Below are 20,881 nucleotides of genomic sequence, written 5' to 3'. Positions count from 1 at the left end.
GGGCGGTGGCTGGACCGCACGGCATTCGTGCTGCGTTCCCCCCGGGGGCATGCGCTACCCGTGGCCGCGGCCGCCGTGGCCTGGGCCTCGGACACCGTGGCCGGATTCGCGGCCGCAAGAGCGTTTGGCCGATCCTCCGGGTATATGCCTCCGTTGAAAACATCAGCACACACAGGGTAGTTCGCCGCATCCCAAGCGTTAAGGGGCGCAGGTCCGTATGGCGGGATTGTTGTCCGTGCGGAAGCGCGGCGGGGCCCGGGCGTGCTCCTGGTGTGTGGCCGTGCGCCCGTCCGTGCGCTCTTCTCCGGCCATGGGGGGAGCGCTTCCATGGGCGATGCGTGGGTCGGCCCGCTGCGCTGGAGTCAGTGGGCTGGGGGACACCGCCGCCTACATCCCCGCGGGTGGCGGACCGGTCCGGGGGGCGAACACCGCCTCCCGGGCTGCGCGTTGCCCTCGAACGGTTCCGTTCTGGGCGCATCCCAGGCCGATTTGGCCGAAAACCACCCACGCGAAGGAACGGGCATAGCGCCCATTTACGGGCAGAGCGCGGGTGGGAGTGCGGCCCGCGCGCGGAGAGTTGAGTTCGGCACGCGCAAGGAGAGGGGCGTCCTCCGCCCTTCAACCACCGCCCGCCCCGGGCTGATCCACTGCTCGCCCCGGGCTGATCCACTGCCCGCCCGGGCCGATCCACCGCCCCTCCGGGGCGGATTGACCGCCTGGCCCGGGCGGATTCACCGCCGCGCGAGCGGCCCCGCGGCCCTTCCCGTGCGCCTCCTTCGTGGCAGCATGGGACCCCAGTCCTTCGGTGCACCGGTCGGCCGTGCCTCTCGGCGCCTCGCCGACGGTCCGTCCACAGCCTGTGGAGGCAGCGATGCGGTGGTTGGTGGGGTGGAGCAGTACCGCCGCGACGCCCTCGGCGGTGGGCTCGGCCGGGGCCACCGGAGACGACGGCGAGACCGTGCAGCCCGTGGGCTCCCAGCTCCTGTGGGGCGACCCCGACCCGCTCTGGGCGGTCGGCGACTGGCGCCCCGACGAGGTGCGGACCGTGACGGTCGACGCGCGGACCCGCATCGCCGTCCTCGGCACCTGCGGAGCCTCCGACGAAGAGCTGCGGGTGGGCCTCTTCGCCGCGCGCGGCGGCGCGCTGCGCCACCTGACCGCCTGGTCCGGCAGTTACACGGCGGTCGTCCAGGTCGGCCGCCGCGTCATGATCGCCGGTGACCTCGCGGGCGCGCGCCCCGTCTTCCACACCCCCTGGGCGGGCGGTACGGCCTACGCCACGGCCGCGCTGCCGCTGGCCGACCTCGTCGAGGCCCACCTCGACATCGGCCACCTGGCGGCGCTGCTCGCCGCTCCGGACGTCCCCGAGGCGCTGCACGACTCGACGCCCTACCAGGGCGTGCGGCGCGTGCCCCCGGGGCATGCGCTGATCCTGCGCGCGGGCGCACGGGAGATCGCGGGGTACGAACCGGTGGCCTCGCTCGCCGTCGCCGCTCCCGCCGCCGACGCCGCGAGCGCCGTGGACGGTGTCCGCGACGCCCTCGTGGAGGCGGTACGCGCCCGCCTCACCGCCCCGCGCCATGTGCCCGGCACCGGCATCGACCCGGGCCCGGTGCCCGGCATGGGGCCCGCCGAGCGGCGCGCGGCGCGCGGCATGCCGGTGCCGGGCATCGGAGCGGACCTCTCCGGAGGGCCCGCCTCGGGAACCCTCGCTCTCCTTGCGGCCGGTCTGCCCGGCATGCCCGGCACGGTCCTCGGGCACGGCACGGGCGCCGGGGAGCGGCTCCTCGCCGTCACCTTCAACGACCTCGCCGTCAACGGCCGCGAGGCGGAAGTGGAACGGGCCGGCGCCATCGCCGCCAACCCCCGCCTGCACCACGTGGTCGTCGCCGGGGGCGAGGACGCGCTGCCCTACGCCGACCTGGACGGGCCTCTGACGGACGAACCGAGCAGCACCCTGGTCACGGCCCAGCGTCACCGCGCCCGGCTCTCCTCGGGCAGCGCGGACCACTTCACGGGCCACGGCGCGCGGCAGGTCCTCGACGCCCATCCGGCGCGCCTGGCGGACCTCCTGATGGACCGTAAGCGCCGCCACCTGGTGCGCCCGGTGGCGGCGCTCACCAAGGCCGACGGTTCGGTGATGGTCCCCGCGCGCGTGTACGGCGCCGCGCGCAAGCTCGCCCGCATGCCGCATCGGGCGGGCGTCGACTCGCTCGCCGACCGGCTGCTGCACCGCCGCTTCGACGAACCGGGCGGAGCCGTGGGGGCCTCGCTCGCGGCCCTGGCGTGGGCCAGACCCGGGCCGGCCGCGCGCTGGCTGACCGGCGAGGCCCTCGCTGAAGTATCGGTTCGGCTGACCGACACGACCATGCGCCCCGGCGGACCCGGCCAGCGGCCCGGCGAGTTCCGCGCGCGGGCCGCCCTCGCCCGGCACGCCGCGGACCTGCGCATCCTCGAACAGGCCGCCGAGATCCGCTTCCAGCGGCTGCACGCGCCCTTCCTCGACAACCAGGTCGTACGCGCGTGCCGGGCGCTCCCCGAGGCCCTGCGCGTCCAGCCGGGGGCGCGGGCCGCGATCCTGCGCACGGTCCTGGAGGGCGCTGGCGTCACGGATCTGCCGCCCGGCTGGGGCGCCCCGTCCCACGCGCCGGGTGCCGCGGCCGCCCGAGCCGGCCTGCGCCTGGCGGTGGAGGACCTGATCACCCTCTTCGACACCCCGCTCCTCGCGCAGGCGGGGCTGGTCGAGGCGCGCGTCGTGCGCAAGGCGCTGCGCGAGGCCGCCGAGGGGGCACCGCTTCCGCTGGACGGCCTGGCCGCCCTGGTCTCCACGGAACTGTGGCTGCGGCGCCTGCTGTCCCGCAGGGGCACGTGCTGGACGGGCACCCCGGCCCGGCAGCGCGCCGTCCCCACGGGGAGTGTGGTTCCGCAGCGGGGCGCCCTGGGAGCGGGGCGGTAGGAGGGCCGGGGGCCCTGGAAGCGGGACGGGGCGCCCTGGGAGCGCGACGCCAGGAGGTCGGGGCGCGCGCCTGCGACGCCCCTCGCGCCGGTAAAGCCCGAGCCTTCCCCGGACCCGCCAGGGAGAATGGGCCGGTGCGGTACAGAATCCTGGGCGCCACCGAGGCGTACGACGATCAAGGCGCCCACCTGCCCATAGGAGGCCAGCGGCTGCGCGCCCTGCTCGCCGCCCTGGCGCTCCACGCGGGCCGCGCGGTGGTCGTGAGCACCCTGATCGATGAGGTCTGGGCCGACTCCGATGACCTGCCGAGCGACGCGACGGGCGCCCTGCAAGCCCTCGTCGGCCGGCTGCGCCGCGTCCTCGGCAAGGACGCCATCGCCTCCGCCCCCGGTGGCTACCGCCTCGCCGTCGCCCCCGACGACGTCGACCTGCACCGCTTCGAGCGCCTCGCCCGGGAGGGCAGGGCGGCCCTGAACCATGACGACCCGGCCCGCGCCGCCCGCGTCCTGCGCGAGGCGCTCGCCCTGTGGCGCGGCCCCGCCCTCGCCGACCTCCCCGACCGGGCCGCCGCGGCGCGCCCCGAGGCCCAGCGGGCCGAGGCGGTGCGCGCGCGGATCGAGGCGGACCTGCGGCTGGGCCGCGCCGCCGACGTCGTACCGGAGCTGCGCGAACTGACCGCCGGCCGGCCGTACGACGAGACGCTGCGCGCGCTGCTGATCCGCGCCCTGCGCGACGCCGGGCGCGGTGGCGACGCCCTCGCCGCCTACGAGGACGCGCGCCGCGCCCTCGCCGAGGGGCTCGGCACGGACCCGGGACCGGAACTGCGCGTCCTGCACGCCGAGTTGCTCGCCCCTGCCGAGTCGGCGCCACGACCGCCCCGCGCCGAGCGGTGGGGCCCTTCGCGGCCCGAACAGCCCGAACAGCCCGAACAGCCCGGGCAACTCGGGCAGCTTGAACGACCCGGACAGCCCGGACAGCCCGGACAGCCCGAGCGGAAGGGGAACATCCGCAACCGGTTGACCTCTTTCGTCGGGCGGGAACCCGAACTGGCCGCCATCCGTTCTGATCTGCGCAGGGCCCGCCTGGTCACGCTCACCGGACCGGGCGGCTCAGGAAAGACCCGCCTCGCCGAGGAAGCCGCCGCCGGGCATCCGCAGGCATGGCTGGCCGAGCTCGCCCCGCTCGACCAGCCCGAGGCGGTGCCAGGCGCTGTCGTCAGTGCGCTCGACCTGCGCGAGACCATGCTGATGACCAGCGAGCTGACCGCCCCGCAGGACGACCCGGTCGCCCTGCTCGTCGAGTACTGCGCCTCGCGCAGCCTGCTCCTGATCCTTGACAACTGCGAACATGTGATCGACGCCGCCGCCGAGTTGGCCGAGACCCTTCTCACCCACTGCCCCGGTCTCACCATCCTCGCCACCAGCCGCGAACCCCTGGGCGTGCCGGGCGAGTCCGTGCGCCCCGTCGAGCCGCTGCCACCCGACCCGGCGCACCGCCTGTTCGCCGAGCGGGCCGCGGCGGTGCGGCCCGGCTTCGCGCCGGACGAGGACGCCGAGGCGGTCGCCGAGATCTGCCGCCGCCTGGACGGCCTGCCGCTCGCCATCGAACTGTCCGCCGCCCGCCTGCGGTTGCTCACCCCCCGCCAGATCGCCGACCGGCTCGACGACCGCTTCCGCCTCCTCACCAGCGGCAGCCGCACGGTCCTGCCCCGCCAGCAGACCCTGCGTGCCGTTGTCGACTGGTCCTGGGAGCTGCTCGGGGAGGCCGAGCGGACCGTGCTGCGCGAGGTGTCCGTCTTCGCCGGCACCTGGGACCTGCCCGCCGCCGAGGCGGTCTGCACCGGCTCCGCCACGGACCTGATCGGCGCCCTGGTCGACAAGTCCCTGGTCGTGGCGGTCCCGGGCGCCGGGCCCGAGGCCGGCGGCATGCGCTACCGCCTCCTGGAGACCATCCACGAGTACGCCGTCGAGCGCGCCGCCGAGACCCCCGCCCTGCTCACGGCCGCCGAGCAGCGCCACGCCGCCTACTTCCGGGCGCTCGTCGAGCAGGCCGAGCCGCTGTTGCGGTCCGCCGAGCAACTGCCCTGGATCAGGCGCCTGGAGACGGAGCTGGACAACATCCGCGCGGCCCTGCAGCACTCCATCGAGTCCCGTGACGTGGAGACGGCGATCGCTCTCGCCCTGCACAGCGGCTGGTTCTGGTGGCTGCGCAACTACCACCGCGAGGCGTGCGAGTGGATGGGCCGCATCCTGGAGCTGGCCCCGGCCCCCGGCCCATCCGGCCACCTGACCCTGCCCGACGAGGACGACCCGCTCTACTGGCCCTGGATGGACCTCCGGCTGCTGCACCTCTTCCTGGTGACGGAGACCCACAGCTCGGAGGGGAAGGCGGTGGGGGCCGAGGCCGACTGGACAGACAGCCGCTACGTCGACCAGGTGCGCGCCGTCTTCGCCCGGCCCGGCCCGCACGCCGCCCGGTTCCCGGGGCTCATCTGGCCGTTCACCATCTTCTTCGGCGGCGGCACGCTCGACGACACCCGGCCCGCCGTGGACGAGTCGGTCGAGAACTGCCGGCGGTACGGCGGGGACTGGGAACTCTGCATCATGCTGATGTTCCGCGGCCACATGGCCATCGACATGAACGGCCACCTCTCGGGCGTCGACGAGGACCTGGCCGAGCTGCGGACACTGAGCACCCGGGTGGGTGACCGGTGGATGCGCGCGCAGGTGAACAGCGCCGTGGGCGAGGCCGCGATGGCCCGCAACCGCCACGACGAGGCCCGCGCCGCCTACGAGGAAGCGCTGCGCCTCGCCTATGAAGTGGGGGCGTACGCGGAGATGTCGTTCCTCATGGCCCGGCTCGCCGAGATCGCCTACCGCGAGGGCGAGCGCGACACGGCGGAGAAGATCCTCGACGAAGCCGGCGCGGAGGCGGACCGCCACAGTGTGACGGACTCCCGCGCCTTCGTCCGGCTGCTGCGCGCGCGGGTGGCGCTGGACGACGGCGATGTGCTCCGGGCCCGGCAGCTGATCGCGGAGGTCCGCGCCCTCACGGCGCAGGGCACACCGCCGCCGCAGTTCAGGGCCGGGGTGCGCGATGTGGAGGCCCAGGTCGTCGCCGCGGAGTCCGGCCCGCGGGCGGGCCTGCGCGAGCTGGTCGAGGCGCTGCGCGAGGCCGTGGCAGGCCACTGCTCCGAGATGATCATCGCGGTCCTCGTGGACACCGGCGGCACGTTCGCGGGCCGGCTGGGCGACCACGCACGCGCCGCCCGCCTGTTCGCGGCGGCCACACAGCTGCGGTACGGCCACCCGCGCCCCATGCCCGAACGAGCCATCGTGGAACGCTTCATGACCACCGCGTCGGCCACCCTCGGCGAACGGCAGTACGAGCAGCAGTGCGCCAGGGGTGCCTCCCTCACGATCGCCGAGATCACCGCGGAGCTGGCCGAGGCCGCCGGGGGGACGGCCGCCTAGCCACGGCCCCCCGCGTCGTCACGTACGGTGCGTGCACCGGCCGGAACCGCCTACGAGCAGCGCAACTTCGACTGGGCCCAGTCCGCCAGCTTCGCCGCGGCGAAGGGTGTCTGCGGCTCGACGGCCAGGCGGATGGTCCTGCGTCCGGTGAGGTTCACCCGCACCGGCAGCGCCGGGTCGCCGCCCTTGACCACCGGGGACCGCCACAGGTGCGCCCCGTCCGCGTAGACGGAGAAGCGCACCTTGCCGATCTCCCTCGTCATGTCGTCGACACCGACCAGCGCGTCGTACGTCGTGCAGCTGCGGTTCAGGTCGATCGTCACGGAGGACCGGCCGTGCACGGTCACCCCGTGGGAGTACTGCGTCCCGGCGATCGACAGGCCCCGGCGCTGCCACACCAGGCTGCTCTCGCCGAGCCGCATCTCGGGCTTGGTGCCGTCGCCCACGGTGGCGTACTGAAGCTCGCTCCATTGGTAGACCACGGGCGCGGGCGCCGGAGGCGGCGGCTTCGGGGCCGGCGTGGGCGGGGCGGGCCGCGGCTTCGGTGGCGGCGGCGGGGGCGTCGGCCTCGGCCGGGGCTTCTCCTCGGGCGGAGGCGGCGGCGCGGGCTTCGGGGTCGGCGTCGGCTTGGGCGTCGAGGGCCGGGACGGCTTCGGCGAGGGCGGCGGTGTCGGCACAGCCTCGGGCTTCGGCTTCGTCTTCGGGGGCGGCGGCTTCTGCGGCACGATCGACTCCGACACCGCGGGCTCCTTGGCCTTCGGCGGGGCGTTCTTCTCGGGCTTACCGTCGCCACCGGTGAGGGCGAGCGCCGCGGCCACCCCGGCCGCCACGACCACGCTCGCCGCGACAGCGGCCTTCGCGGGGGCACCGAGCCCCTCGGAGGCGGCGGCACCCGCGGCCGACCCCCCGGAGGACCCGCCCGTGGCGGCCGCGGCCCCCGCGGCACCCGCGCTCACGGTGCCGCCCCCGACGATCGCGGCCACCTTCGCGTACCCGGCGGCCCCGAACCAGCCGATGACGGCGATGGGCACGACCGCGGGGATGCCGCCCGCGACTTCCTTGATCTGGCGGGCGGCCAGGCGGCAGTTGGCGCACTCCTCCAGGTGCTTGCGCAGGCCTCGCTCGGCGCGGCTGCGCAGACCGCCGCGGGCATAGGCGCCGAGGCGGTCGGCGTAGCGGGCGCACTCCTCGCTCTCGGTGAGCGCGGCGCTCACGTGCGCCTGGAGGTAGGCCTGCTTCAGGCCTTCGCGGGCGCGGCTGGCGAGCACGCGCGTGCCGTTCGCGTCGAGGCCGAAGAGGGTGGCGACCTCGCTCGGGGACTCGTCCTCGATCTCGGTGTGCCACAGCACGGCCTGCCAGCGCTCCGGCAGACTCCGGAAGGCCTGCACGGCCATCGACTGCTCGGCCTCGTGCATCGCGCGGACGTCCGCGCCGAGGTCCAGCGTGTCGTCGTCACGGACCTCGGAACCGCCGCGCGCGGCCTGCGCCGCGAACACCGCGAAGTCCTCGACCAGCTGCTCCCGCTTCGCCGACTTCGTCCATCCGGCGGCGACGCGCCTGACCGTGGTCAGCAGATAGGCGCGCACCGCGTGCTCGGGCCCGCTGCCGCCCCGGACCGCCTGGAGCATGCGGGCGAAGACCTCCGCGGTGAGGTCGTCTGCGGTGTGGGCGTCACGGCAGCAGGTGCGGGCGTACCGGCGCACGGCTTCGGCGTGCCTGCGGTACAGCTGCTCGTACGCGGAGTCGTCGCCCGCCCGCATCCGCGCGATCAGGTCGGCGTCGGCGGCCGGCGCGTCCTCCCCGCCGGTGAGCGCCGTGGCGCTGCCGCCTTCGCGCTGCGGGGGCACGCCGACGCCGGGCGGCGCCGTGCCGGCTATGTCCGTGAGGTCGGAGCCGTCGGAGCCGTCTGGGCCATCCTGGCTGTCTGGGCCGTCAGAGCCATCCGGGCCCTCGGAGCCGCCCGGACCGTCGGCGGCACCAGAGCTGTGCCTGGGGCGAGAGGAGCCACTGAGGTTAGAGGTCCTCGCGGCGCCGGGACTGCCGGGACCGCCCTGAGACGGCACCTGCCGGGCGGGCATCCCACCGATGCCCGTGTCACCGCCGGTCTCCGTGCCACCGCCGGCCGAGGGTGCCCCCTCGCCGAAGCCGGTGGACGGCTCGTCCCGACCGTCACCACTCATCGCCGAACGCCCCCGGTTGCACCCTCAGACCCGAACACCGGGAAAGAGTGCCACAGGGCCGTGCTCCGGCCGAGGCCGATGGCGGGCAACCACCCGTCCGAGGTGACTTCCCGCAATGGAGCACTACTGTTCACCCATTCGGGGAAGGCTCAACAGCCGCCATGGTGCACGGAGTTGAGCCTTCCGCCGTAGGTTCATCCGCTACGAGGGCCGCGACCGCAGCCCTTCGAGCAGGATGTCGAGCAGCCGCGACGAAGCCGCCGCCTGCTGCGCCGCGTCCGGCAGCGAGGGCGCCGCCGTCGCGATCACCAGCAGGACGTCCGACACCGTCACGTCCGGCCGGAGCTCACCCGCCGCGCGGGCCCGCTCCACGAGACGCCCGACGACGTCGAGGAGCGTCGCCGCCCCCGCGTCGTCACTCACCGCCGCGGAGACCGACTCCGCGGCGGGCGCCTGGCGCTGTTCCACGAGACGCAGCTCGGGGGAGTCCGGGCCCGGCTGCCGCTGCTGCGGCACCCGCGCACCGTCCTCCTCGGCGGCGCCGTCGTCGACGCTCACCCGCAGTACCTGCGGCGGCAGCAATCGCCCCGCGCCCGACGCCACGGACGTCCGCAGGAAGCGCGAGAGCGCCGACCACGGTTCGTCCTCCTGCCCGAGCGCCGCACGCGCCTGGTCGGTCAACCGGGAGGTCTCCTCCTCGGCTATGCGCCGGACCAAGACGTCCTTGCTCGGGAAGCGGCGGTAGACGGTGCCCACGCCGACCCGCGCGCGGCGCGCCACGTCTTCCATCGGCGCGCCGTAACCCAGCTCGCCGAAGACTTCGCGTGCCGCACGAAGTACATGCTCGAGATTGCGCTGTGCGTCGACACGCAGCGGTGTCGTACGCGCTCCTTCCCCCATGTCACGTCCGTTCCCGCCGATGCCGACGGCGGATGCCGACGTGGCAGCGGAAGTCCAGTGGGTCTCCTGAATGCTCATACACGTTCCCCCGGTAATGACGTCTCCCCCCGGAGACACTCCCCGTCATTGGCTACCGGCGTGTTGAGGAGTGATCCCTTCCGCGGGCCCGGACATGCGGCCCGACGGGCGCATCCCCCGACACCCCGACGTCCCACGAACATAGTTGAGCCTGAGTCAATTCAGAAGGGGTGGGTTCCGCACGGGGCGCCCCCCGATCGGAGTACGCACCGTTTCCGGCCTTATCGCACCCCCGACACATACCCCCCTCACAGCCGCTGACCTGCGCTCCTTCCCTGCGCCACCGCAAGCCGCCGAGCGCCCGCCACGCGCCGCCGCCGGTCACACAAATTGCCGGGCCTGTGGACAAACTCCGGAGCCGGGTGCGTCATGGGATGGTGAAGGCTGCGAACTCCCGGGGGACCACCCCCGCGTCCCCGGACTGTGTGCGCGTTCTCGTCGTCGGCGGTGGGTACGTCGGCATGTACACCGCGCTGCGGCTCCAGCGAAAGCTGAAGGCGCAGCTCAAGCGGGGTGAGGCCGAGATCGTCGTGATCACCCCCGAGCCGTACATGACGTACCAGCCCTTCCTGCCCGAAGCGGCGGCCGGCAACATCTCGCCGCGCCATGTCGTCGTACCGCTGCGCCGCGTCCTCGACCACTGCCGCATCATCATCGGCGAGGTCGCATCCATCGACCACGCCAAGCGCACCGCCACCTTCACCACCCTCGCCACCGAGGAGGAGGGCACCGGGCCCGTCGGCATCGCGTACGACGAACTGGTCCTGGCCCCCGGCTCCATCTCGCGCACCCTGCCCATCCCCGGCCTCGCCGAGTACGCCATCGGCTTCAAGACCGTCGAAGAGGCCATCGGCCTGCGCAACCACGTCCTCGAACAGATGGACATCGCCTCCTCCACCCGCGACCCCGCGATCCGCGACGCGGCCCTGACCTTCGTCTTCGTGGGGGGCGGTTACGCGGGCGTGGAAGCGCTCGGCGAGCTGGAGGACATGGCGCGCTACGCGGCGCGGTACTACCACAACATCAAGGCCGAGGACATGAAGTGGATTCTCGTCGAGGCGTCCGGGCGCATCCTGCCCGAAGTCGGCGAGGAGATGGGCAAGTACACCGTCCGCGAGCTGCGCCGGCGCAACATCGACGTGCGCCTGGAGACCCGCCTCGACTCCTGCGAGGACCGCGTCGCCGTCCTGAGCGACGGCGCGCGCTTCCCCACCCGCACGGTCGTCTGGACGGCGGGCGTCAAGCCGCATCCCGTGCTCGCCGCCTCCGACCTGCCGCTCAACGAACGCGGCCGCCTCCAGTGCACCGCACAGCTGTCCGTCGACGGCGCCCCGCACGCGTGGGCCGCGGGAGACGCCGCCGCCGTCCCCGACGTCACGGCCGACGAGCCCGGCAAGGAGTGCGCGCCCAACGCCCAGCACGCGGTGCGCCAGGCCAAGGTCCTCGGGGACAACATCGTCGCGACACTCCGGGAGCAGCCTCTCCAGGAGTACCGGCACAAGTACGTCGGCTCCGTGGCCTCCCTGGGACTGCACAAAGGTGTCGCGCACGTCTACGGACGCAAGCTGAAGGGCTACTGTGCCTGGTTCATGCACCGCGTCTACCACTTGAGCAGAGTGCCGACCGTCAACCGCAAGTCCCGCGTCCTCGCCGAATGGACCCTCTCCGGGCTGTTCAAACGCGAGATCGTCTCTCTGGGGTCGCTCGAACATCCCCGCGCAGAGTTCGAACTGGCGGCCGGTGGCGAGCGCCCGAAGGAGTCCTCCTGACCGGCGTCAGGAACTCCCCGCGCGGGACCCACGTCTGATGGATGTCCGGCCGTACCCGCGAATGTCAGACCGGTCGGCGAGACTGTCCGTGTGACCATGGTCCGGCCGCAAGGCCGACACCTGGGACGTCCGCCCTCGACAAGCTGTGTTCCCGATCCAGAAGCGACACCACGAGGCCTACCGCAGTGAACTTCACGCGCTGGAGCGCCCGGCTCCCCGGAACGCAGCGCCGCGCGGCAGCGCGGACCGAACAGACGATCCCCGCGACCCCACGCGCCGACGGCTCCGTGCCCGCGGCCCGCGCCGAGCGCCGCTCCGACAGAAGCAGCCCCCTGCCCGCCGACGGCAGCGGTATCGACGAGCTGCCGGCCCGAGAGGTGCTCGACCGCATCCCGGCCCTCGTCGCCCTCGTGCACGGCGCCGACCACCGCCTCGCCCACGTCAACGACGCGTACGTCGCCGCCTTCGGCCCCCGCCCCATCGGCGAACCCGCGCGCGTGGCACTGCCCGAACTGGCCGAGCTGGGCCTGCTGCCCCTCCTCGACCAGGTCCTGCGCAGCGCGAAGCCACGCACCGTCAAGTCCCGCAAGGCGCCCGGCGGACGCTCGTACACCTTCACCTGCACGCCCGTGACGCTGCCCCTGGACGGCTCCGCGGCGGGCGGAGGCGTCCTGGTCTTCGCCGCCGACGTCACCGACCACGCCGAGGCCGCCGAGCGGCTGCGCGCCAGCGAGCGCGCGCAGCGCGAGACGGCCGTCACCCTCCAGAAGTCCCTGCTGCCCCAGGAGCTGGAGCAGCCCGACGACCTGCGCATCGCCGCCACCTACCAGCCGGGCGGCACCGAGGCCGCGGTCGGCGGCGACTGGTACGACGTGATCACCCTCGGCGGCGGCCGCACCGCCCTCGTCATCGGTGACGTGATGGGCCGCGGCGTGCGCGCGGCAGCGGTCATGGGCCAGCTCCGCACAGCCGTTCGGGCCTACGCCCGCCTCGACCTGCCCCCGCACGAGGTCCTGCAGCTCCTGGACGGCCTCGCCTCCGAGATCGACGCCAGCCAGATCGCCACCTGTGTCTACGCCGTCCACGACCCCAACGAGGGAAGCCTCGTCTACTCCTCCGCCGGACACCTGCCGATCCTCGTACGCGACGAGAACGGCGTCATCCACCGCGCGGAGGAACCCACCGGCCCGCCGCTCGGCACCGGCGGCTGGCTGCACACCTCCGGCTCGGTGCCGCTCGGCCCCGGCTCGACCGCCGTCCTCTATACGGACGGTCTCGTCGAGCGGCGCAGCGAGGACATCGACGAAGGGGTGGCCTCCCTGGAGCGCGCCCTCGCCGGCGCCACCGGTACGCCTCAGGTGGTGTGCGACCGCCTGATCCGCGCCCTCGGGGTGACCGCCGACCACGACGACGACGTCGCCGTCCTGGTCCTCCAGCACCCGGCGCGCACCGGTCCGGACGCCGACCTGTTCCGCAACGCCGCCCTGGAGCTGCTCGGCGGCGTGGAAGCCGCCCCACGCGCGCGTGCCTTCGCCACGGGAGTCCTCGCCAGCTGGCGCTTCTCCCCGGAACTGCACGACCTGGGAGTCCTCGCCGCCAGCGAACTGGTCGCCAACTCCCTCCAGCACGGCACCCCGCCGATGCGGCTGCGGCTGCGCCGCACCGACCGGCGCCTGATCATCGAGGTCACCGACGGCGACGACCACCTGCCGCGCCGCCGCCGCGCCGAACCGGCGGACGAGGCGGGACGCGGCATCGCCATCGTCGCCACGATCGCGTCGAACTGGGGCTGCCGCCGCACTCCGGGCGGCGGCAAGGCCGTCTGGTGCGAGTTCGCGCTGCCGCGCTAGCCGGTCAGGCGTTCGCGGCGGCGGGCTCGGCGGCAGCCGGACCGCCCTGCGCCACCACCGGGCTCTTGGCGAGCGACGGCTGGTTCTGCACCGGGCTGAGCCGACGCCCCAGCCGCACCGCGAGCACCGTCATCCCCAGCGAGAACAGCACGAACGTCACGATGTACGGGACGTGCAGCGCGGCACCCATCGGCCCGCCCACGGCCGGACCGACCGCGAGGGCCAGCTGCTTCACCAGGGCGAAGGCCGAGTTGTACTGACCGACCATGCCGCTCGGCGCCAGATCCGCGACCAGCGGCGCGACGGTCGGCGACAGCATCGCCTCACCGAGCCCGAAGAGCGCGTACGTCGAGACGAACGCGGCGGTGGCCATCGCCTGGCTGCCGTGGCCGAGCCCGGCGTACCCCGCGAGGAGCCACGCGAAGGCCCAGATCAGACCCACGGCCGCGATCACCCGGGACCGCTTGCGCCGCTCGACGAACTTCAGGACGGCGAACTGCGCGAGCACGATCACCGCCGTGTTGGCGGCGAGCGCGATGCCGAGCGTCGACGGCGTGATCCCCGCGGCCTCCACCCCGTACGCGGAGAGCCCCGACTCGAACTGGCCGTAGCAGGCGAAGAAGATCACGAAGCCGAGCACGCACAGCTGCACCATGGCCTTGTGCTTGAGGAGCGCGCGCATCCCGCCGCGCGGGGCGGAGGGGTCCTTGGGCATCGCGTCCTGGAGGGACGGCGCGTGCGGCAGCCGGACGGTCAGCGCGATCGCCGCGAGGACCAGGAACATCACGGCCTCGATGGAGAACAGCAGGGTGAAGCTGCTCGCGTGGTCCTCGTCGACGATCTGGCCGCCGAGGAGCCCGCCGATGCCGAGACCCAGGTTCTGCAGGAAGAACTGCATGGCGAAGGACCGCGTCCGGGTGGCCGGTGTCGAGGACCAGACGATCATCGTGGCGAGCGCCGGCTGCATGACGGCCGTACCCGCGCCGAGCACCGCGGCCGCGAGGATGGCCGCCGTCTCACTGGCGGCGACGCCCAGCGCCACCGCGCCCACGGAGGCCACGACCGCCGAGCCCACGAGTACGGGGAGGGGGCCGCGGCGGTCGATGACGCGGCCGGTGATGGGCAGGACGATCAGCGCGGCCATGGCGAAGGCGGCGAGCACGATGCCCGCCGTACTGGACCCGAGTCCCCGCACCTGCGCCACGTAGACGTAGAGGAACGGAACCGTGAACCCGATGCCGAACGCGCTCAGCGCGCTGCCTGCCTGAATACGACGCATGGCTGCGCCCATCGCCCTGGTCACTTTCACCTGCCTTAGGAGTTAGGAGTGAAGACTTCGAAGCTAAAGTTAGGGTCTAAACAATACACGCCGAAGGACTTCGATGCCAAGTCGGTCCGTGCCATACTGCGGCCATGGGTGACACCCCCGGCCCGAGCGAGCCGACACTTGAAGAGCAGATCGCCGCGTACCAGCGCGAGTTCCAGGACCTCGACCCCCAGGTCGAGAAGATCGTCTCGGCCCTCGGCCGCCTGAACCGCCGTATGAACGTCGCTTACGGCCGTCAGACCGCGACCCTCGGCATCAGCAACGCCGAGTGGGAGGTCCTCAAGGCCCTCGTCCTCTCCGGCGCCCCGTACCAAATGGGCCCGGGCGAGCTGGCGAAGCGCCTCGGCCTCACGCCGGCCGCCATGACCCACCGCATCGACCGCATGGTGGGGGAGGGCCTGGTCACCCGCGACCGCGACGAGACCAACCGCGTCCGCGTGATCGTGGAGCTGACCGCGGAGGGCCGCGAGAAGTGGCTGGAGGCGATGCGTCTCGCCACGGTCTTCGAGGAGGAACTCCTCCAGGACCTGTCGGCCGACGAGCGCGGCGTCCTGGACGAGCTGCTGACGCGTCTCCTACGTCGGGTGGAACACGCCCAGCCGGACGCCGGCGGACGCCTCACCGATCTGGACTGAGCCCCTGTTTGGCGCCCTGAGCTGGGGGCAAAGGGTGGGGTTGACAGTCAGCTGCCGGACCCGTAAGGTTCTTCGGGTTGCCACGGAGCCGTAACGGTTCTGCGACAGCACTCCCGCCGCTGATCGAGCGGCAAACAAACTCTGCGCGACCTCCCAACGGAACGCGTTCGGCATGCCCGAATTCAATTCCAGGACTCGATTATGAGTCGCCGGGAAAACCCGCTAGAGTTTGAGACGTCGGAACGGCCCAACAGCCGCGAAGACAAGCCCCGCTGACTGGGAATCAGGCCCGAAAGGATCTGATAGAGTCGGAACCGCCGGAAAGGGAAACGCGAAAGCCGAAAGGCCGGAGCGGGAACCGGAAAGGCACCGAGGAAGTCGGACACGAAAGAGTCTGATAGAGTCGGAAACGCAAGAACAAAAGAAACACCGAAGGGAAGCGCCCGGAGGAAAGCCCGAGAGGGTGAGTACAAAGGAAGCGTCCGTTCCTTGAGAACTCAACAGCGTGCCAAAAATCAACGCCAGATATGTTGATACCCCGACCTGATCGGTTCCGATCGGGTTGAGGTTCCTTTGAAAAAGTCCTGTACGGCATATGTTCGTGCAGGCGACACAGCGAGGACGCTGTGAACCGGGAGATTATTCCTCTCCTTGGTTCCGCTCTCGTGGTGTTCATCCCGATTACGGGAAAACATTCACGGAGAGTTTGATCCTGGCTCAGGACGAACGCTGGCGGCGTGCTTAACACATGCAAGTCGAACGATGAACCACTTCGGTGGGGATTAGTGGCGAACGGGTGAGTAACACGTGGGCAATCTGCCCTGCACTCTGGGACAAGCCCTGGAAACGGGGTCTAATACCGGATAACACCCGCTCAGGCATCTGAGTGGGTTAAAAGCTCCGGCGGTGCAGGATGAGCCCGCGGCCTATCAGCTTGTTGGTGAGGTAGAAGCTCACCAAGGCGACGACGGGTAGCCGGCCTGAGAGGGCGACCGGCCACACTGGGACTGAGACACGGCCCAGACTCCTACGGGAGGCAGCAGTGGGGAATATTGCACAATGGGCGAAAGCCTGATGCAGCGACGCCGCGTGAGGGATGACGGCCTTCGGGTTGTAAACCTCTTTCAGCAGGGAAGAAGCGAAAGTGACGGTACCTGCAGAAGAAGCGCCGGCTAACTACGTGCCAGCAGCCGCGGTAATACGTAGGGCGCAAGCGTTGTCCGGAATTATTGGGCGTAAAGAGCTCGTAGGCGGCTTGTCACGTCGGTTGTGAAAGCCCGGGGCTTAACCCCGGGTCTGCAGTCGATACGGGCAGGCTAGAGTTCGGTAGGGGAGATCGGAATTCCTGGTGTAGCGGTGAAATGCGCAGATATCAGGAGGAACACCGGTGGCGAAGGCGGATCTCTGGGCCGATACTGACGCTGAGGAGCGAAAGCGTGGGGAGCGAACAGGATTAGATACCCTGGTAGTCCACGCCGTAAACGGTGGGAACTAGGTGTGGGCGACATTCCACGTCGTCCGTGCCGCAGCTAACGCATTAAGTTCCCCGCCTGGGGAGTACGGCCGCAAGGCTAAAACTCAAAGGAATTGACGGGGGCCCGCACAAGCGGCGGAGCATGTGGCTTAATTCGACGCAACGCGAAGAACCTTACCAAGGCTTGACATACACCGGAAAGCATCAGAGATGGTGCCCCCCTTGTGGTCGGTGTACAGGTGGTGCATGGCTGTCGTCAGCTCGTGTCGTGAGATGTTGGGTTAAGTCCCGCAACGAGCGCAACCCTTGTCCCGTGTTGCCAGCAAGCCCTTCGGGGTGTTGGGGACTCACGGGAGACCGCCGGGGTCAACTCGGAGGAAGGTGGGGACGACGTCAAGTCATCATGCCCCTTATGTCTTGGGCTGCACACGTGCTACAATGGCCGGTACAATGAGCTGCGATACCGCGAGGTGGAGCGAATCTCAAAAAGCCGGTCTCAGTTCGGATTGGGGTCTGCAACTCGACCCCATGAAGTCGGAGTCGCTAGTAATCGCAGATCAGCATTGCTGCGGTGAATACGTTCCCGGGCCTTGTACACACCGCCCGTCACGTCACGAAAGTCGGTAACACCCGAAGCCGGTGGCCCAACCCCTTGTGGGAGGGAGCTGTCGAAGGTGGGACTGGCGATTGGGACGAAGTCGTAACAAGGTAGCCGTACCGGAAGGTGCGGCTGGATCACCTCCTTTCTAAGGAGCACTTCTCAACCAAGCTTGCTTGGTTCAGAGGCCAGTACATCAGCGAATGTCTGATGCTGGTTGCTCATGGGTGGAACGTTGACTACTCGGCACACTTGATCGTCTTGTCCTGCGAGTACTGCTCTTCGGAGCGTGGAAAGTTGAGGGAAGCGGTGAGGGTGTCGGGCACGCTGTTGGGTATCTGAGGGTACGGACTTGTTCCCGACCTCAATGCCGACCCCGGTACACTCACTGGTTTTGCTGGTGGGGTGATGGGTGGTTGGTCGTTGTTTGAGAACTGCACAGTGGACGCGAGCATCTGTGGCCAAGTTTTTAAGGGCGCACGGTGGATGCCTTGGCACCAGGAACCGATGAAGGACGTGGGAGGCCACGATAGTCCCCGGGGAGTCGTCAACCAGGCTTTGATCCGGGGGTTTCCGAATGGGGAAACCCGGCAGTCGTCATGGGCTGTCACCCGCTGCTGAACACATAGGCAGTGTGGAGGGAACGCGGGGAAGTGAAACATCTCAGTACCCGCAGGAAGAGAAAACAACCGTGATTCCGGGAGTAGTGGCGAGCGAAACCGGATGAGGCCAAACCGTATACGTGTGAGACCCGGCAGGGGTTGCGTATACGGGGTTGTGGGATCTCTCTTTCACAGTCTGCCGGCTGTGAGACGAGTCAGAAACCGTTGATGTAGGCGAAGGACATGCGAAAGGTCCGGCGTAGAGGGTAAGACCCCCGTAGTCGAAACATCAGCGGCTCGTTTGAGAGACACCCAAGTAGCACGGGGCCCGAGAAATCCCGTGTGAATCTGGCGGGACCACCCGTTAAGCCTAAATATTCCCTGGTGACCGATAGCGGATAGTACCGTGAGGGAATGGTGAAAAGTACCGCGGGAGCGGAGTGAAATAGTACCTGAAACCGTGTGCCTACAAGCCGTGGGAGCGTCGGATGTTGGACTTGTCCAGCATCTCGTGACTGCGTGCCTTTTGAAGAATGAGCCTGCGAGTTTGCGGTGTGTTGCGAGGTTAACCCGTGTGGGGAAGCCGTAGCGAAAGCGAGTCCGAATAGGGCGATATAGTAGCGCGCTCAAGACCCGAAGCGGAGTGATCTAGCCATGGGCAGGTTGAAGCGGCTGTAAGAGGTCGTGGAGGACCGAACCCACCAGGGTTGAAAACCTGGGGGATGACCTGTGGTTAGGGGTGAAAGGCCAATCAAACTCCGTGATAGCTGGTTCTCCCCGAAATGCATTTAGGTGCAGCGTCGTGTGTTTCTTGCCGGAGGTAGAGCACTGGATAGGCGATGGGCCCTACCGGGTTACTGACCTTAGCCAAACTCCGAATGCCGGTAAGTGAGAGCGCGGCAGTGAGACTGTGGGGGATAAGCTCCATGGTCGAGAGGGAAACAGCCCAGAGCATCGACTAAGGCCCCTAAGCGTACGCTAAGTGGGAAAGGATGTGGAGTCGCACAGACAACCAGGAGGTTGGCTTAGAAGCAGCCACCCTTGAAAGAGTGCGTAATAGCTCACTGGTCTAGTGATTCCGCGCCGACAATGTAGCGGGGCTCAAGCGTACCGCCGAAGTCGTGTCATTCCAGCACATACCCCCAACGGGGGCTGGGATGGGTAGGGGAGCGTCGTGTGCCGGGTGAAGCTGCGCCGGAAGGCAGTGGTGGACGGTTCACGAGTGAGAATGCAGGCATGAGTAGCGATACATACGTGAGAAACGTGTGCGCCGATTGACTAAGGGTTCCTGGGTCAAGCTGATCTGCCCAGGGTAAGTCGGGACCTAAGGCGAGGCCGACAGGCGTAGTCGATGGATAACCGGTTGATATTCCGGTACCCGCTGTGAAGCGTCAAACATCGAATCAGGCGATGCTAAGTCCGTGAAGCCGCCCCGATCTCTTCGGAGTTGAGGGGAGTGGTGGAGCCGACGGACCAGACTTGTAGTAGGTGAGTGATGGGGTGACGCAGGAAGGTAGTCCAGCCCGGGCGGTGGTTGTCCCGGGGTAAGGGTGTAGGCCGTGCGGTAGGTAAATCCGTCGCACATAAGGCTGAGACCTGATGCCGAGCCGATTGTGGTGAAGTGGATGATCCTATGCTGTCGAGAAAAGCCTCTAGCGAGTTTCATGGCGGCCCGTACCCTAAACCGACTCAGGTGGTCAGGTAGAGAATACCGAGGCGTTCGGGTGAACTATGGTTAAGGAACTCGGCAAAATGCCCCCGTAACTTCGGGAGAAGGGGGGCCATCACCGGTGATGAGTCTTGCACTCTGAGCTGGGGGTGGCCGCAGAGACCAGCGAGAAGCGACTGTTTACTAAAAACACAGGTCCGTGCGAAGCCGTAAGGCGATGTATACGGACTGACGCCTGCCCGGTGCTGGAACGTTAAGGGGACCGGTTAGTGCACTTTCGGGTGTGCGAAGCTGAGAACTTAAGCGCCAGTAAACGGCGGTGGTAACTATAACCATCCTAAGGTAGCGAAATTCCTTGTCGGGTAAGTTCCGACCTGCACGAATGGCGTAACGACTTCTCGACTGTCTCAACCATAGGCCCGGTGAAATTGCACTACGAGTAAAGATGCTCGTTTCGCGCAGAAGGACGGAAAGACCCCGGGACCTTTACTACAGTTTGATATTGGTGTTCGGTTCGGCTTGTGTAGGATAGGTGGGAGACTGTGAAGCATGCACGCCAGTGTGTGTGGAGTCGCCGTTGAAATACCACTCTGGTCGTGCTGGATGTCTAACCTCGGTCCGTGATCCGGATCAGGGACAGTGTCTGATGGGTAGTTTAACTGGGGCGGTTGCCTCCCAAAGAGTAACGGAGGCGCCCAAAGGTTCCCTCAGCCTGGTTGGTAATCAGGTGTTGAGTGTAAGTGCACAAGGGAGCTTGACTGTGAGACCGACGGGTCGAGCAGGGACGAAAGTCGGGACTAGTGATCCGGCGGTGGCTTGTGGAAGCGCCGTCGCTCAACGGATAAAAGGTACCCCGGGGATAACAGGCTGATCTTCCCCAAGAGTCCATATCGACGGGATGGTTTGGCACCTCGATGTCGGCTCGTCGCATCCTGGGGCTGGAGTCGGTCCCAAGGGTTGGGCTGTTCGCCCATTAAAGCGGTACGCGAGCTGGGTTTAGAACGTCGTGAGACAGTTCGGTCCCTATCCTCTGTGCGCGTAGGAATATTGAGAAGGGCTGTCCCTAGTACGAGAGGACCGGGACGGACGAACCTCTGGTGTGCCAGTTGTCCTGCCAAGGGCATGGCTGGTTGGCTACGTTCGGAAAGGATAACCGCTGAAAGCATCTAAGCGGGAAGCCTGCTTCGAGATGAGTATTCCCACCCCCTTTGAGGGGTTAAGGCTCCCAGTAGACGACTGGGTTGATAGGCCAGATCTGGAAGCCCGGTAACGGGTGGAGGTGACTGGTACTAATAGGCCGAGGGCTTGTCCTCAGTTGCTCGCGTCCACTGTGTTGGTTCTGAAACCACGAACAACCCCATGCAAGGTCA

The 20,881-nt window shown here is 69.2% G+C and carries 8 protein-coding genes and 2 rRNA genes; 7 read left to right on the top strand and 3 right to left on the bottom strand.

The window, feature by feature from the left end; translation table 11 throughout:
* Positions 1-871 precede the first annotated feature (871 nt).
* On the top strand, positions 872-2,956 hold the full coding sequence (locus tag J2N69_RS17455; RefSeq protein WP_230901617.1) for an asparagine synthase-related protein: 2,085 nt from the start codon (positions 872-874) through the stop codon (positions 2,954-2,956).
* 134 nt (positions 2,957-3,090) lie between these two features.
* Positions 3,091-6,429, top strand: coding sequence for an ATP-binding protein (locus J2N69_RS17450; RefSeq protein WP_230901616.1), 3,339 nt, complete (start codon positions 3,091-3,093; stop codon positions 6,427-6,429).
* 50 nt (positions 6,430-6,479) lie between these two features.
* On the opposite strand, the gene J2N69_RS17445 is transcribed toward J2N69_RS17450, so the two are convergent.
* The gene (locus J2N69_RS17445; RefSeq protein ID WP_230901615.1) at positions 6,480-8,609 is read right to left on the bottom strand and encodes a sigma-70 family RNA polymerase sigma factor; all 2,130 of its coding nucleotides are present in this window, start codon (positions 8,607-8,609) and stop codon (positions 6,480-6,482) included.
* Positions 8,610-8,810: 201 nt separating this feature from the next.
* On the bottom strand, positions 8,811-9,587 hold the full coding sequence (locus J2N69_RS17440) for a TetR/AcrR family transcriptional regulator (RefSeq protein ID WP_230901614.1): 777 nt from the start codon (positions 9,585-9,587) through the stop codon (positions 8,811-8,813).
* Positions 9,588-9,961: 374 nt separating this feature from the next.
* On the opposite strand from J2N69_RS17440, the gene J2N69_RS17435 reads away from it, so the two are divergent.
* A complete protein-coding gene (locus J2N69_RS17435; protein WP_230901613.1) occupies positions 9,962-11,356 on the top strand; it encodes an NAD(P)/FAD-dependent oxidoreductase in 1,395 nt (464 codons plus the stop codon).
* 185 nt (positions 11,357-11,541) lie between these two features.
* Entirely contained in the window at positions 11,542-13,206 is a 1,665-nt protein-coding gene (locus tag J2N69_RS17430) for an ATP-binding SpoIIE family protein phosphatase (protein WP_230901612.1), read from the top strand.
* A 4-nt stretch (positions 13,207-13,210) separates the two neighbouring features.
* Here J2N69_RS17430 and J2N69_RS17425 read toward each other — a convergent pair whose 3' ends face one another.
* Positions 13,211-14,497, bottom strand: a complete 1,287-nt coding sequence (locus J2N69_RS17425; protein ID WP_230901611.1) for an MFS transporter — start codon at positions 14,495-14,497, stop codon at positions 13,211-13,213.
* Between the two features lie 122 nt (positions 14,498-14,619).
* Here J2N69_RS17425 and J2N69_RS17420 point away from each other — a divergent pair, with 122 nt between their 5' ends.
* The 3 genes from J2N69_RS17420 to J2N69_RS17410 all read left to right on the top strand — a co-directional run bounded on the left by J2N69_RS17420 (position 14,620) and on the right by J2N69_RS17410 (position 20,824).
* Positions 14,620-15,168 carry a MarR family winged helix-turn-helix transcriptional regulator gene (locus tag J2N69_RS17420; protein ID WP_127911820.1) on the top strand — a complete coding sequence of 183 codons (549 nt, stop codon included), beginning with the start codon at positions 14,620-14,622 and terminating at the stop codon, positions 15,166-15,168.
* Between the two features lie 694 nt (positions 15,169-15,862).
* A 16S ribosomal RNA gene (locus tag J2N69_RS17415) occupies positions 15,863-17,388 on the top strand.
* Between the two features lie 311 nt (positions 17,389-17,699).
* Positions 17,700-20,824 (top strand): 23S ribosomal RNA (locus J2N69_RS17410).
* Together the 16S and 23S rRNA genes form the textbook arrangement of a ribosomal RNA operon.
* Positions 20,825-20,881: the final 57 nt, after the last annotated feature.

It is taken from the genome of Streptomyces huasconensis (genome assembly GCF_021028635.1).
GTDB classification, from domain to species: Bacteria; Actinomycetota; Actinomycetes; order Streptomycetales; family Streptomycetaceae; genus Streptomyces; species Streptomyces huasconensis.
The sequence above is the reverse complement of the archived record's forward strand: the minus strand, read 5'-3'. Positions and strand labels throughout refer to the sequence as shown.